21 protein-coding genes and 1 pseudogene are annotated in these 14,167 nt (G+C 45.3%); 21 read left to right on the top strand and 1 reads right to left on the bottom strand.

From position 1 onward, the window contains the following. Positions 1–7 precede the first annotated feature (7 nt). The 17 genes from rplR (at position 8) to rpsI (ending at position 9,451) form a co-directional block, all read left to right on the top strand. Positions 8–376: a 50S ribosomal protein L18 gene (rplR, locus tag MHI12_RS26855; RefSeq protein WP_017692090.1), complete on the top strand. Its 369-nt coding sequence runs from the start codon at positions 8–10 to the stop codon at positions 374–376. Positions 377–403: 27 nt separating this feature from the next. Continuing rightward, the gene (gene rpsE, locus MHI12_RS26850) at positions 404–901 is read left to right on the top strand and encodes a 30S ribosomal protein S5 (RefSeq protein WP_017692091.1); all 498 of its coding nucleotides are present in this window, start codon (positions 404–406) and stop codon (positions 899–901) included. A 13-nt stretch (positions 902–914) separates the two neighbouring features. Next, positions 915–1,100, top strand: coding sequence for a 50S ribosomal protein L30 (gene rpmD / locus MHI12_RS26845; protein WP_017692092.1), 186 nt, complete (start codon positions 915–917; stop codon positions 1,098–1,100). Positions 1,101–1,143: 43 nt separating this feature from the next. After that, positions 1,144–1,584: a 50S ribosomal protein L15 gene (gene rplO / locus MHI12_RS26840; RefSeq protein WP_017692093.1), complete on the top strand. Its 441-nt coding sequence runs from the start codon at positions 1,144–1,146 to the stop codon at positions 1,582–1,584. After that, positions 1,584–2,882: a preprotein translocase subunit SecY gene (gene secY / locus MHI12_RS26835; RefSeq protein ID WP_047841120.1), complete on the top strand. Its 1,299-nt coding sequence runs from the start codon at positions 1,584–1,586 to the stop codon at positions 2,880–2,882. Before rplO ends, secY begins: the two co-directional genes overlap by 1 nt. 90 nt (positions 2,883–2,972) lie before the next feature. Beyond that, entirely contained in the window at positions 2,973–3,617 is a 645-nt protein-coding gene (locus tag MHI12_RS26830; RefSeq protein ID WP_036607188.1) for an adenylate kinase, read from the top strand. Positions 3,618–3,620: 3 nt separating this feature from the next. Continuing rightward, positions 3,621–4,373 (top strand): type I methionyl aminopeptidase, encoded by a 753-nt coding sequence (map, locus tag MHI12_RS26825; RefSeq protein ID WP_036607191.1) that lies wholly within the window; start codon positions 3,621–3,623, stop codon positions 4,371–4,373. Positions 4,374–4,383: 10 nt separating this feature from the next. Further along, on the top strand, positions 4,384–4,692 hold the full coding sequence (locus tag MHI12_RS26820) for a KOW domain-containing RNA-binding protein (protein WP_341009099.1): 309 nt from the start codon (positions 4,384–4,386) through the stop codon (positions 4,690–4,692). Positions 4,693–4,695: 3 nt separating this feature from the next. Then, positions 4,696–4,911, top strand: coding sequence for a translation initiation factor IF-1 (infA, locus tag MHI12_RS26815; RefSeq protein WP_017692098.1), 216 nt, complete (start codon positions 4,696–4,698; stop codon positions 4,909–4,911). Between the two features lie 152 nt (positions 4,912–5,063). After that, entirely contained in the window at positions 5,064–5,177 is a 114-nt protein-coding gene (gene rpmJ / locus MHI12_RS26810; protein ID WP_003333770.1) for a 50S ribosomal protein L36, read from the top strand. 20 nt (positions 5,178–5,197) lie between these two features. After that, positions 5,198–5,566, top strand: a complete 369-nt coding sequence (rpsM, locus tag MHI12_RS26805) for a 30S ribosomal protein S13 (protein ID WP_036607200.1) — start codon at positions 5,198–5,200, stop codon at positions 5,564–5,566. A 19-nt stretch (positions 5,567–5,585) separates the two neighbouring features. After that, positions 5,586–5,981 (top strand): 30S ribosomal protein S11, encoded by a 396-nt coding sequence (gene rpsK / locus MHI12_RS26800; protein ID WP_017692100.1) that lies wholly within the window; start codon positions 5,586–5,588, stop codon positions 5,979–5,981. Between the two features lie 136 nt (positions 5,982–6,117). After that, positions 6,118–7,062: a DNA-directed RNA polymerase subunit alpha gene (locus MHI12_RS26795; RefSeq protein ID WP_017692101.1), complete on the top strand. Its 945-nt coding sequence runs from the start codon at positions 6,118–6,120 to the stop codon at positions 7,060–7,062. A gap of 34 nt (positions 7,063–7,096) precedes the next feature. Continuing rightward, positions 7,097–7,462, top strand: coding sequence for a 50S ribosomal protein L17 (gene rplQ, locus MHI12_RS26790; protein ID WP_017692102.1), 366 nt, complete (start codon positions 7,097–7,099; stop codon positions 7,460–7,462). A gap of 160 nt (positions 7,463–7,622) precedes the next feature. Then, positions 7,623–8,396, top strand: coding sequence for a tRNA pseudouridine(38-40) synthase TruA (truA, locus tag MHI12_RS26785; protein ID WP_076216861.1), 774 nt, complete (start codon positions 7,623–7,625; stop codon positions 8,394–8,396). 205 nt (positions 8,397–8,601) lie between these two features. Beyond that, positions 8,602–9,039, top strand: coding sequence for a 50S ribosomal protein L13 (rplM, locus tag MHI12_RS26780; protein WP_024633564.1), 438 nt, complete (start codon positions 8,602–8,604; stop codon positions 9,037–9,039). Positions 9,040–9,058: 19 nt separating this feature from the next. Further along, entirely contained in the window at positions 9,059–9,451 is a 393-nt protein-coding gene (rpsI, locus tag MHI12_RS26775; RefSeq protein ID WP_017692105.1) for a 30S ribosomal protein S9, read from the top strand. 405 nt (positions 9,452–9,856) lie between these two features. Here the strand turns inward: rpsI and MHI12_RS26770 are convergent, their stop codons facing one another. After that, complete coding sequence (locus MHI12_RS26770; RefSeq protein ID WP_405170792.1) at positions 9,857–10,048, bottom strand: hypothetical protein; 192 nt, start codon at positions 10,046–10,048, stop codon at positions 9,857–9,859. A 202-nt stretch (positions 10,049–10,250) separates the two neighbouring features. On the opposite strand from MHI12_RS26770, the gene MHI12_RS26765 reads away from it, so the two are divergent. From MHI12_RS26765 to MHI12_RS26750, 4 genes and pseudogenes are all read left to right on the top strand, one after another. Continuing rightward, positions 10,251–10,943 (top strand): phosphoadenylyl-sulfate reductase, encoded by a 693-nt coding sequence (locus tag MHI12_RS26765; protein ID WP_091039173.1) that lies wholly within the window; start codon positions 10,251–10,253, stop codon positions 10,941–10,943. Positions 10,944–10,966: 23 nt separating this feature from the next. After that, a pseudogene (gene sat / locus MHI12_RS26760) lies at positions 10,967–12,135 on the top strand (sulfate adenylyltransferase). Between the two features lie 67 nt (positions 12,136–12,202). Next, entirely contained in the window at positions 12,203–12,958 is a 756-nt protein-coding gene (gene cwlD / locus MHI12_RS26755; RefSeq protein ID WP_405170791.1) for an N-acetylmuramoyl-L-alanine amidase CwlD, read from the top strand. A gap of 79 nt (positions 12,959–13,037) precedes the next feature. After that, the gene (locus tag MHI12_RS26750) at positions 13,038–14,138 is read left to right on the top strand and encodes a P-loop NTPase (RefSeq protein ID WP_405170790.1); all 1,101 of its coding nucleotides are present in this window, start codon (positions 13,038–13,040) and stop codon (positions 14,136–14,138) included. Positions 14,139–14,167: the final 29 nt, after the last annotated feature.

The following is a 14,167-nucleotide window of genomic DNA, read 5'->3' as shown; positions in this document are numbered from 1 at the left end:
CTTTGAGATGATTACGAAACCAGATAAAAATAAGGCTCGTCTGAAAAGACACCTTCGTGTTCGTAAGAAAATCCAAGGAACGGCAGCACGTCCTCGTTTGAACGTATTCCGTTCTGGTAAACATATGTATGCTCAAATCATCGATGATGTTGCTGGTGTAACAATCGCTTCTGCGTCTACTGTAGACAAAGAACTGAGCACTGACATCAAAAATGGTGCATCTGTTGAATCAGCTCGTAAAGTTGGCGAACTCGTTGCTAAACGTGCTAAAGACAAAGGTGTTTCCAACATCGTATTTGACCGTAGCGGTTATCTGTACCATGGTCGTATCGCAGCATTGGCTGAAGCGGCTCGTGAAGCAGGACTTGAGTTTTAAGATATTTTTCAAAAGGAGGTTAACGACTTGCGTGTAGATCCGAATACTTTGGAACTGACTGAAAGAGTTGTAAATATTAATCGCGTAGCTAAAGTAGTAAAAGGCGGACGCCGTTTCAGCTTTAGCGCACTGGTTGTAGTCGGCGACGGCAACGGCTGGGTTGGAGCTGGTATCGGTAAAGCGGGCGAAGTACCTGATGCAATTCGCAAAGGTATTGAAGACGCTAAGAAAAACCTTGTACACGTTCCACTCGTAGGAACATCGATTCCTCACTTGGTAACAGGTAAGTTCGGCGCAGGACGCGTGCTGTTGAAACCAGCATCTGAAGGTACTGGTGTTATCGCTGGTGGTCCTGTACGTGCGGTTCTCGAACTTGCTGGTGTAGGTGACATTTTGACAAAATCTCTGGGTTCTTCGAATTCCATGAACATGGTCAATGCGACTTTGGAAGGTTTGTCCCGTTTGAAGCGTGCTGAAGACGTGGCTAAACTGCGCGGAAAATCCGTCGAAGAGCTTCTGGGTTAAGGAGGGAATTCTCATGGCTAAATTAGAAATTACCCTCGTCCGCAGCTTGATCGGACGTCCGGAGACGCAAAGAACAACTGTGAAAACATTGGGTTTGCGCAAAATCAATAGCAAAGTGGTACAAAACGATAATCCTGCCATCCGTGGTATGATTAACAAAGTAAGCCACTTGGTTGCTGTTAAAGAAGTAGAAGCTTAATAACGGGTTAATCCCACAAATCTTTAAGGAGGTGCAACGAACGATGAAGTTACATGAGCTTTCACCATCTCCTGGATCCCGCAAAGAACGTAAACGTCTTGGTCGCGGTCCAAGTAGTGGTACAGGTAAAACATCAGGTCGCGGTCACAAAGGACAAAATTCTCGTTCTGGCGGTGGAGTTCGTCCAGGCTTCGAAGGTGGACAAAATCCATTGTATCGTCGCTTGCCAAAACGTGGTTTTGTAAACCCAACTCGCAAAGAATATGCAGTTGTGAATACTGAAGACCTGAACAGTTTTGCTGCGGGTACTGAAGTAACTCCAGAATTCTTGATGACGAATGGCGTAGTTAAAAACGCTAAATCCGGAATCAAAATCCTGGGTAACGGTGATGTCACTGTGAAGCTGACTGTTAAAGCTAACAAGTTTTCTCAATCTGCTATTGAGAAAATTGAAGCTGCCGGCGGTACAACTGAGGTGATTTAATGTTCAAGACCCTAAAGAATATCTGGCGGGTTGAAGATCTGCGCAAAAGGGTATTATTTACCCTTTTTGTACTGATCATTTACCGCATCGGCTCCTTTGTCCCCGTGCCGGGAGTTAACAAAGATGTGTTCGAAGCGACAAATTCTGCGGGTAAAGAAGTTTTTGGACTTCTCAATACGTTCTCGGGTGGAGCGCTCTTCCAGTTCTCGATATTTGCGCTCGGGATCGTGCCTTACATCACTGCGTCTATCATAGTACAGTTGCTTTCCATGGACGTTATTCCTAAATTAGCGGAGTGGGCAAAGCAAGGTGAACAAGGTAAGAAGAAATCTGCACAGTTGACCCGTTATTTAACCATCGGGCTGGCATTGATTCAAGCGTTTGGTACGTCGATCGGATTCAACCGCTTGTACAATACAGAGATGGTTCCTAACGCTACATTTGCAGATTATATCTTGATCGCGATTGTACTTACGGCCGGTACTTCATTCCTGATGTGGCTTGGTGAGCAGATCACCGAGAAGGGCATAGGAAACGGGATTTCGATCTTGATCTTTGCGGGTATCCTATCTACGGTGCCTAACATTATCAAACAAACGATCGAGTCTGACTTCATTCAACCTGACCAACTGTTTATGAATATTCTTAAAGGTGTTATCATCGCAATTGTTATTGTGTTGATCATCATAGGGGTCATTTACATTCAGCAGGCGATTCGGAAGATTCCGGTACAGTACGCTAAGCGTGTCGTAGGTAACAAAATGTACGGTGGACAGAATACACATATCCCGCTGAAAATTAATGCAGCAGGTGTTATCCCTGTCATCTTTGCTTCATCGCTGTTGATGTTCCCAACGATCATCGCCAACTTCTGGGCAGATCGCCTCTGGGCACAGTGGATCGGACAGAATCTGACTACACACAAACCTCTTGGTATGTTGTTGTATGTCGTGATGATCTTCGGTTTCACATTCTTCTATACTTTTGTACAGATGAATCCACAGCAGATGGCTGACAATATGAAAAAGAACGGCGGTTACATCCCAGGCATTCGCCCGGGTAAAGCAACCGAGAAATATCTGACCCGTGTCATGACTCGTTTGACAATGGCCGGAGCCATCTTCTTGGCAGTCATTTCCGTTCTGCCTGTATTCTTAGGGGCACTTTCTGGTTTGCCTCAATCTGCGCAAATTGGAGGAACATCCCTCCTGATCGTTATCGGTGTTGCGCTGGATACGATGAAGCAAATCGAAAGCCAATTGATCAAACGCCACTACAAAGGTTTTATCAATAAATAGGCAATAGGTACCGGTCGAGTGAAGATTTACTTGCCGGCACCTATTGTGCTGTTTGTTGATGTAGGGTAGTCTTGGAGGGAGTGACATAACGTGAACATCCTATTCATGGGCCCTCCGGGGGCAGGAAAAGGAACGCAAGCAGACGTCATCGTGAAAGAGTTCGGTATTCCCCATATTTCAACAGGCGATGCATTTCGTCTAGCGATCAAACAGGGAACTCCCATTGGCATGAAAGCCAAGGAATATATGGATCAAGGATTGCTTGTACCAGATGATGTAACCATTGGCATCGTTGAAGAACGTTTGCAGCAGCCTGACTGCAGAGAAGGTTTCCTCTTGGACGGATTTCCAAGAACCCTTTCGCAAGCAGAAGCGCTCGATGGCATTCTGGATCGATTGAACTCAGGTCTCGATCATGTAATCAACCTGAAAGTGGATCGCAACAAATTGCTCGCTCGTTTGACGGGTCGTCGAATTTGTAAAAACTGTGGTTCCACTTATCATGTGGTATTCAATCCGCCTAAGCAGGAAGGTATTTGTGATAAATGCGCTGGTGAGTTGTATCAACGCTCTGATGATAATGAAGAGAGTGTAGGTACACGACTGGACGAGTATATCAACAAAACAGCACCACTCCTCACGTTCTATGAGACTAAAGGTCTTCTTCGTCAAATGAACGGAGAACAGGATATCGATCAAGTTTCTCAAGAAATCGTGTCCTTACTGAGAGGTTAATTGATGATCATTGGTAAGTCCGAAACGGAACTGGGCTTGATGAGGGAAGCAGGGAGAATTGTTGCGGAAACGCATCGTCTCTTGGCAGAGCATATCGCTCCCGGTATTACGACTGGAGAACTTGACCATATGGCTGATCAATATATCCGCAGTCAAGGAGCTGTGCCGTCTTTCAAAGGTTATAACGGTTTCCCTGCCAGTGTGTGCGCTTCAGTCAATGAAGAGTTGGTACATGGATTTCCCGGCAAACGCAAGTTGAACGAGGGCGATATCGTTACGTTTGACATTGGCGCGCAGTACCAGGGGTATCATGGAGATTCCGCCTGGACTTATCCGGTCGGCCGTATTTCCGAAGAAGCCCGTCGTCTTCTGGACGTTACCGAGGCTTCGTTATACGCAGGTCTGGCGCTGGTAAAACCGGACGTTCGCTTGTTTACAATATCTCATGCAATTCAGAAATATATTGAAGATGAAGGGTTCTCCGTAGTTCGTGAATATGTCGGTCACGGCATAGGCGCAGATCTGCACGAAGAACCACAGATTCCGAACTATGGTCTTCCCGATCGGGGACCACGGCTTAAAGCGGGCATGGTGCTGGCCATAGAGCCGATGGTTAACGTAGGTAGACGGTATGTGAAAACGTTGGAAGATAACTGGACTGTCGTCACGGTTGATGGTAAGTTATGTGCCCACTTTGAACACACCGTAGCAGTTACACCAGATGGTATGGAAATTTTCACGAAACTGAATGCGTAGGTGATGAGGCATGAACAGTCAGTCTAATCCGCAGCTCGGTCAACTTGTGAAGATCCGTAAAGGCCGCAATGCGGACCAAGCCGCAGTAATTGTTGCTATAGCGGACGGTAAGTTCGTATATATTGCGGATGGAGACAAACGTAAGTTTGATCAACCAAAGAAGAAGAATATTCTTCATCTTGAGCTCCAGCCCATGATTAGCAGCGAGGTTGTGAACAGTTTAAACGAGAGTGGTCGGGTGACAAATGGAAAGCTCCGTTACGCGGTTCATTCATTTCTGGAATCCACCAACATTCAAGCTGAAGAGAAAGGAGACTGACTAATGGCTAAGGAAGATGTCATTGAAGTGGAAGGTACGGTTCTCGAACCGCTACCGAATGCAACATTCAAGGTTGAGCTTGAGAACGGTCATCAAATTCTCGCTCACGTTTCCGGAAAACTGCGGATGCACTTTATCCGTATCCTGACTGGAGACAAAGTAGTTGTTCAGTTGTCGCCTTATGATTTAACAAAAGGTCGCATAACTTACCGTAAATAGTAGTAGACAGTTGCAATGAACTGTGAAGCTTATGTAGCGGGTTTTGCCCGGCAAAACTTGCGAAAGCTTCGAAGCCGGTTTTACAATAGTAGAACAAGGTCAATGCTTACGAAGAGGGTTTTGCTTAGCAAAACTTTGAGGAGGTAATTCACATGAAGGTAAGACCTTCGGTCAAGCCGATTTGCGAAAAGTGCAAAGTCATTCGCCGCAAAGGGAATGTTATGGTTATCTGTGAAAATCCGAAACACAAACAAAAACAAGGTTAAAGAAGGGGGTGTAGCGTAAAATGGCACGTATATCTGGTGTGGATTTGCCACGTGATAAGCGCGTTGAGATCGCCTTGACTTATATTTTCGGAATCGGTAAAACGACTTCCCAGAAAATTCTGAGCACAACAGGCATCAATCCGGACACTCGTGTTCGTGATTTGACGGAAGATGAAGTCAGCAAATTGCGTGAAAGTATCGATAAAGAGGTCAAAGTAGAAGGTGACCTGCGTCGAGAAATCTCTTTGAATATTAAACGTTTGACGGAGATCGGTTGTTACCGTGGAGTTCGTCATCGTCGTGGTCTGCCTGTTCGTGGACAACGTACGAAAACGAATGCTCGTACTCGTAAAGGTCCTCGTCGTACAGTAGCGAACAAGAAGAAATAATAAGGGGGGATAAGAGAAAATGGCTAAACCGAAAAAAGTCGTACGTACTAAACGTCGTGACCGTAAGAATATTGAATCTGGCGTGGCGCATATCCGTTCCACTTTCAATAACACTATCGTTACTATTACGGATCCTCACGGAAACGCAATTTCGTGGGCAAGCTCCGGCGGCCTCGGATTCAGAGGTTCCCGTAAATCGACTCCGTTTGCTGCACAAATGGCTGCTGAGACTGCTGCCAAAGCTGCAATGGAACATGGGATGAAAGCCGTTGAGGTTATGGTTAAAGGACCAGGCGCAGGCCGTGAAGCAGCGATCCGCTCTTTGCAAGCTGCTGGTCTTGAAGTTAACCTGATCAAAGACGTAACTCCAGTCCCGCATAACGGATGCCGTCCTCCAAAACGTCGTCGTGTCTAATGAGATTTGCCCCTGCGTGTGGTATATTTCCGGCACAATCTGCTAATAATGGTTGTTTAGGCATACTACTACATGTTTTCGCAAGAGAAGGTAAATGTTTCATAGAGGACCGACGTTTTGAAGGAGGGGTATTGCAGTGATTGAAATCGAAAAGCCGAAAATTGAGACGGTAGACGTCAACGATGATGGCACCTATGGGAAATTCGTAGTAGAACCGCTTGAGCGCGGATACGGTACGACGCTTGGAAACTCGCTTCGCCGAATCTTGCTCTCTTCACTGCCGGGTGCGGCAGTGTCTTCGGTTCAAATCGATGGCGTTCTGCATGAATTTGCTACAGTTCCTGGCGTAATGGAAGATGTAACGGAGGTTATTCTTAACCTGAAAGCTTTGTCGCTTAAGATTCATTCAGACGAGGAGAAAGTGCTCGAGATTGATGCTGAAGGCGAAGGAGCAATTACGGCTGGAGATATCCGTGCTGACTCCGATGTGGAAATCCTTAACCCGGATTTGCACATTGCTACGCTCGGACCAGGTTCGAGACTTCACATGCGTATTTTTGCCAATCGCGGTCGCGGCTACGTCCAGGCAGATCGGAATAAACGCGATGACCAGCCGATCGGCGTCATCCCAGTCGATTCCATCTTCACCCCGATCAGTCGCGTTAACTACGCTGTGGAAAATACGCGTGTCGGTCAAGTGACCAACTATGACAAGCTCACGTTGGAAGTTTGGACTGATGGAAGTATTCGTCCTGAAGAGGCTGTAAGCCTCGGCGCTAAAATTTTGACTGAGCATTTGATGCTCTTCGTGGGTCTTACAGACGAAGCGAAAGATGCAGAAATCATGGTCGAAAAAGAAGAAGACAAAAAAGAAAAAGTACTCGAAATGACGATCGAAGAGCTGGATCTCTCTGTTCGTTCCTACAACTGCCTCAAACGTGCCGGTATTAATACCGTGCAAGAGCTGACTACGAAAACGGAAGAAGACATGATGAAAGTCCGTAACCTCGGACGCAAGTCTTTGGAAGAAGTTCAAGAGAAGCTTGAGGAACTTGGTTTGGGACTCCGTACAGAAGAATAGACAGCCGAGTGCTTGAAGTGAAGGAGGGAAAACAATGGCATACCAAAAGTTGGGCCGTAATTCCAGCGCACGTAAAGCTTTGTTCCGTGACCTGGTAACCGACCTGTTCTTATACGAACGCATTCAGACAACTGAAGCGAAAGCAAAAGAGGTTCGCTCTATTGCTGAAAAACTGATCACTAAAGCGAAAAAGGGAGATCTTCATGCCCGTCGCCAAGTGGCAGCTTATGTTCGCCGCGAAACTATCGATGGTGAGCAAGATGCAATCCAAAAACTGTTTAGCGAATTGTCCGGTCGTTACGCTGAGCGTCCAGGTGGATACACTCGTATCCTGAAACTGGGACCTCGTCGTGGTGACGCAGCGCCAATGGTTTACTTGGAACTGGTAGACCGCGCGTAAAACAGATGAGATGAGGAAAGGGGACAGAATCAACGATTCTGGATTAACCCTTTTTTTCTCTTCATTTCGGAATTCGTGCTGTAATAGAAGCTCCGTAAGGGGCTTCTTTTGCTGTTCGGGATAGGGATATGTATTAGTATGGAACAAAGGTGTGGTAATAATGCGGAACTTATGTATGACGTTAACTTATGATGGCACTGCCTATTACGGCTTTCAAGTACAGCCGGGTGGGAATACCATTCAGGATCATCTTGAAGATGCGATTCGTGCTTTAACCGGTGAGAAGGTTAAAATTACAGGTTCAGGCCGAACAGATGCAGGTGTTCACGCCCGCAGACAAATCTTCAATTTTCCTACGGAGTCCCAGATCCCGATTGAACGTTGGTGTATTGCACTCAACTCCAGATTACCCTCCGATATTGTCGTTATTGATGCGATTGAAGTTTCGGCTGATTTTCATTCTCGCTATGCAGCGAAAAAGAAAACGTATCGTTATACAGTCAATGCGAATCAATTTCCGGATGTATTCAACAGAAGACTGCAATATCATCATCATGCGAAGCTTGATATTATGGCAATGCAGGAGGGCTTACGACATTTCATAGGGACGTATGATTTCACTTCTTTTGCTTCACGCAAGTCTCAGAAAGAGAATCATGTCCGTTCGGTGTATGAAGCATGGATGGAAGTGGACCGATCAATGTGCAGAGACCATCCGCGCGATCAGGGTGTCATTCACATTTATGTGAGTGGTAACGGCTTTTTGCAGCATATGGTTCGTATCATTGTAGGGACACTGCTGGAGATCGGAGAGGGCAAACGGAAAGCCTCTGATGTACCAAATATGATTGCTGCATGTAATCGATCTGCTGCAGGACCTACTGCAGTTAGCTGCGGTTTAATGCTCTGGGATCTTGAATACAAAAAAGATTAAATTTGGTGAGTGAAAAGCTTAATTAACACTTGCGATTTAATCGCCTATCATGTAATATAAAAGTTGTGTTTTCTTAATGGCTTTCCCACAGCCCCAATTAAGAGGTTCACATCAAATTTACAATCCATCAACACCTAAAGTTATAACTTAACGAACGAAGATAAATGAAAATGATGATTTTGAACATTTTAAGGAGGAACTTTTCATGCGTACTACGTACATGGCGAAGCCTAACGAAGTTGAGCGCCAATGGCACATCATTGATGCTGAAGGCAAAACCCTCGGACGTTTGGCGAGCGAAGCAGCAGCTTTGATTCGCGGCAAACACAAGCCACAATTCACTCCACATGTGGACACTGGCGATTTCGTTGTTATCATCAATGCTGAGAAAATCGTATTGACTGGTAAGAAAATGCAAGGTAAAAAATACTACCGTCACTCAATGCACCCAGGTGGTTTGAAAGTAACTACAGCTGAAGAGATGGTTAAAAACAAACCTGAGCGTATGTTGGAATTGGCTGTTCGCGGTATGCTTCCTAAAACTCGCATGGGCGAGAAAATGAAGTTGAGACTTAAAGCGTACAGAGGCACTGAGCATCCACATGCAGCACAAAAACCAGAAGTTTACGAACTTCGCGGTTAATTAAAAGGAGGACAGTTTCATGGCACAAGTACAATACTATGGGACAGGTCGTCGTAAACATTCGGTAGCACGTGTTCGCCTTGTACCGGGTGAAGGACGCATTGTCATCAATAAACGTGATATTAATGAATACTTCGGTTTGGAAACACTCAAACTGATCGTAAAACAACCACTGAACTTGACAGAAACGCTCAACAACTATGACGTTCTTGTTATTGCTCATGGTGGCGGAATCTCCGGTCAAGCCGGCGCAATCCGTCATGGTATCTCCCGCGCTCTGCTCAAAGCAGATCCGGAATACCGTGCATCCCTGAAAAAAGCAGGATTCCTGACTCGTGACCCACGTATGAAAGAGCGTAAAAAATACGGTCTTAAAGCGGCTCGTCGCGCACCTCAGTTCTCCAAACGTTAATATTAAAAGCCTTTGGCCTCGGTCAAAGGCTTTTTTATATATTCATGACTAATACGCATTTATTATATTAGTTTATGCGATAGCTCTCATAGCTCTGATGTCCCTCCCCATGCTTGTGCATTTTTCCTTCATTGCCTTTTCAATGTGCTCTTAATGTACCTCAATACAGTCCTATAATATGTACGTTAATACATCTACATCGTACTGAACCTCTCTAATCGTTTTAGATCATTGGATTTGCTCTTACGCTCTTACGCATCGCTCACCACACATTTTATAACAGCTCATATGAATCATCGTTTAGAACTCGCGCCGGATTTCTTGAATGTACTCAGCTTACTGTTTTGCGCTTAAATCTTTATTGCAAACCATATCAGTATTTCTTATGGAAAAGATAAAAGTCCCTTACATATCAACAGCTAAAACTCGCAACGCTGCTCCCTTTAAAACTTTAGCTTTTCTTCCTTCAACTTTAATCACCCAGTGTTTTTTTGATGTTATTTTTGACGACAAGAACTGTCCAAACCCAGTAACAGAAATGGTTTCCCAGGCTAAGAGATGTATTTTTACCTGTCTAATGACCTGGGCCAACATCATTGTTTTTATCTCAATAACAGAGAAATGGATAAATTGAACCAAAATATTGTGTTAGAGCGACAATCAAAAATGGGCAAAAACTGATTTATTTTACCATATGGCAGGCATTGACATCCGCATTGAAAGATTTATACTAAACATAATTCATATTAGATTAGTCGGCTTTAAGATGTATTGAATGCAGAATGGGGGAAATTCACGGATGAACTTGTTGGAGAAAGAAGAATTGGCACGGACGAAGGCAGAGGAACTGGAGCATGCTAGTCCAGAGGATATTATTCGTTATGCTATTGAAACATTTCCTAATATCACTTTTGCTTGTAGCTTTGGTGCGGAAGATGTTGTACTTGTAGATATGTTGCAGAAGATCAGCCCATCCACAGATATTTTTTATCTGGATACTGATTTCCACTTCAAAGAAACATATGAAACACGTGATAAAATGCAAGAGAACTACAACCTTGAATTTGTACGCGTGTCACCTAAGATTACTCCGGAAGAGCAGGCAGCTCAACACGGTGAAGAGTTGTGGAAGTCTGATCCCAATGCGTGCTGTAACATTCGCAAAGTCGAACCGTTAACACGAATTCTTTCTCAGTATGATGCATGGATTACAGGTATTCGCAGAGATCAAGCACCAACTCGTGCAAACTCCAAGAAGGTTGAGTATGATTCAAAATTTGGCCTGATGAAGTTTAATCCGATTGCACATTGGACGACGGAGGATGTATGGCAATATATTCGTGACAATAACGTTGTATATAATCCTCTACATGATCAGAACTACCCGAGTATTGGCTGTGAGCATTGCACACGTCAGGTTATGCCTGGCGAGGACCCTCGTGCTGGACGCTGGTCTGGTAATGATAAAACGGAATGTGGCCTTCATAAATAATAGATACACAAGGAACTGACAAGATGACATCGATTCTGCCACATGGAGGTACGCTGGTTCAGCGTATCGTACAAGGAAAAGAACAGGAGCAATTGTTGCAAGGCAGTAAAAACTTATCCTCTTTGCTTATAATACCTGGACGATATCAGATTTGGATCTGATTGGTGTGGGTGATTCTCACCACTTGAAGGTTTCTTGAATGAGGAAGATTACCTTTCGGTGGTGTCTCGCATGCGTCTCGCCGATGGAACAGCCTGAAGTATACCAATCACACTTGCTGTTGACGATAAACAAGCCGCATCCCTCCAGATTGGTGAACGTGTGAAACTTGTTGGTGATCAAGATGGAGTCACTTATGGATTGCTTGAAGTCGAAAGTATATACCAGGTGGATCAGGGTGAAGAAGCCCGGCGTGTATTCAAAACAGATGATCCCGAGCGCCCTGGTGTTGAAAAAACTTTTGGAGCGCCCTGCAACATACGTAGGAGGTCCAATCCAAGTTCTGAACCGTCCAAAACCTCCGAAATTTGAAGAGTTCTATTATGATCCTGCAGATACCCGGAAGATTTTTCAGGAGAAGGGTTGGAAGACGGTAGTCGGTTTTCAGACACGTAATCCGGTTCACCAGGCTCATGAGTACATCCAGAAGAGCGCTATGGATATTGTAGACGCACTCTTCCTGAATCCGCTTGTTGGAGAGACGAAGTCCGACGATGTTCCCGCAGATGTTCGGATGAAGAGTTATCTGATATTACTGGAGAACTATTACCCGGCTGATCGTGCGTTCCTTGGTGTGTTCCCCGCAGCCATGCGGTATGCCGGTCCACGTGAAGCTATTTTCCATGCGATGGTTCGCAAAAATTACGGGTGTACCCACTTTATTGTTGGTCGTGACCATGCGGGTGTTGGTGATTATTATGGAACATATGAAGCACAGGAGATCTTTACTAACTTTACAGCAGAGGAACTGGGGATCACTCCGTTGTTCTTCGAACATAGTTTCTTCTGTACCAAATGTGGAAACATGGCATCCAGCAAAACTTGCCCACATGACAAAGAACATCATATGGCGCTTTCCGGCACCAAAGTACGCGGGTTGCTCCGTGACGGCCAGTGCCCTCCACCTGAATTTACACGTCCTGAGGTAGCTGAGGTGCTGATTGAAGGAATGGCGGAGCAAGTCCGCTCCTAGCGGTATATTTGTCCATCTTGTCCCATATAGATGATTAGAGTCATTTATAGGGACGAGGTGGTTTTTTATGCGTAAAAATATGGGGAAACACTTTGTAGTCTGGATTAGGTTAAAAACAATCAAAAGGGTCATGCTGAGTCTCTGTCTGCTGGCCATGTTAGTGGCGGTAATGTCATATGAACTGCCTTCCGCTAAGATGTCAGGTTATTGGAGTTTGCCGATGGCAGGTAAGGTCATTGCCATTGATGCAGGGCACGGAGGTCCAGATGGAGGAGCGGTAAGTAAACAGGGGGTTATTGAAAAAGATATCAATCTGTCTATCGCCCTGTATGTGAGAGATTATTTGCAGCAGGCAGGGGCCTTAGTGGTTATGACACGAGAAATAGACACTGATTTGGCGGAATCGGACACCAAGGGGTACTCCAAACGCAAGACGGAAGATCTGAAACAAAGAGTACGGCGGATAGAGGATAAGCAAGCAGATCTCTTTATTAGCATTCACATGAACAGCGTCCCGTCCAACCGATGGAGTGGAGCTCAGGTTTTCTATACAACTAACCATCCGGATAACGAAGGTTTGGCCAATCTGCTTCAACAAGAGATGGTTCGTAATCTGGAGAATACAGATCGAATCGCCAAAACGGTGAATACGGTTTATCTGTTACAAGCTCTGAAGATCCCTTCAGCCCTGGTAGAAGTGGGTTTCCTTTCTCATCCGGAGGAGGCACGTATGCTTGCCGACGAAGCTTATCAACGCAAGGTAGCTGCTTCGATCTATAATGGAATTCTCAGATATTCCTCAGGAGAACGGCCTAAAAGTTAGTCAGAACAAGAAAGGTAATGATATAATTGGATCAGCATACCTAATTACATGCCAATAGATAAAGCTGAGGTGCTGTCTGATGTTATCAAAAGAACAGATACTTGAACTATTACAGCCATTACAAGAACCACAATTGGGAGTAAGTCTGACCGAACTGGAATGGGTTCGAGATATTATGGTGAAAGAAAATCATGTGGCTCTGACCATAGTGACACTGGAAAATCGACCTGAGGATACAACAGCCTTGAGTGATGCAGCGCGTAATCTGTTGTCCCAGCACGGACTGAAAGATGTACATATTCGTGTACGTGCAGCTTCTGAGCATGATCGTGAGAGCCTGAATATGGGACAACCCGATGAAGAGCCAGATCGGGACGAAGTGCTCGTAAAAGGTCACGCAGCGGGTCTGGATGGACATGAGCTGTTAAGTCCTGAATCAGGTGTTCGTTTTATTGCTGTGGCCAGTGGTAAAGGTGGCGTTGGTAAATCAACGGTAACCGTTAATCTCGCTGCAGCCTTGGCACGTCAAGGCAAGAAAGTGGGCTTGATTGATGCGGATATCTATGGCTTCAGTGTACCCGACATGATGGGGATTGAAGAATATCCGGTCGTTGAAGATGGTGTTATTCAACCGGTTGAACGTTTTGGCGTCAAAGTCATGTCGATGGGCTTCTTTATTCGGGAGAACAACCCGGTAATCTGGCGTGGACCCATGCTAGGTCGGATGCTGCGTCAATTCTTTACGGATGTCCAGTGGGGCGAATTGGATTATATATTACTGGATTTGCCACCAGGTACGGGAGATGTTGCTTTGGATGTGCATCAGATGTTGCCACAGAGCAAGGAAATCATCGTTACCACGCCGCATGCAACAGCAGCTTTTGTCGCAGCACGAGCGGGGGCGATGGCCATTCAGACCGATCATGAGTTACTTGGTGTGGTTGAGAATATGGCTTACTATGAGTGTGGCAGTTGCGGAGAGAAGGATTATGTCTTTGGTCGTGGAGGCGGGGGAAGACTTGCGGAAAGTCTGCATACAAGCTTGCTTGCCCAGATTCCATTAGGCACGCCGGATAATCATCCGTCCGAGCCTGATTTCTCACCTTCTGTTTACAAAGCAGATTCCCGCATAGGGGCTATCTACGATGAAGTTGCCCGGTCCATTGAATCCAAATTCTAATGGTATGAGTGTTATAAATACAAATAAAG

Source organism: Paenibacillus sp. FSL H8-0280 (assembly GCF_045040665.1).
In the GTDB taxonomy this organism is placed as follows: domain Bacteria; phylum Bacillota; class Bacilli; order Paenibacillales; family Paenibacillaceae; genus Paenibacillus; species Paenibacillus xylanexedens_A.
Note: the sequence above shows the minus strand (reverse complement) of the source record. Positions and strands in the feature narration are given on the sequence as shown.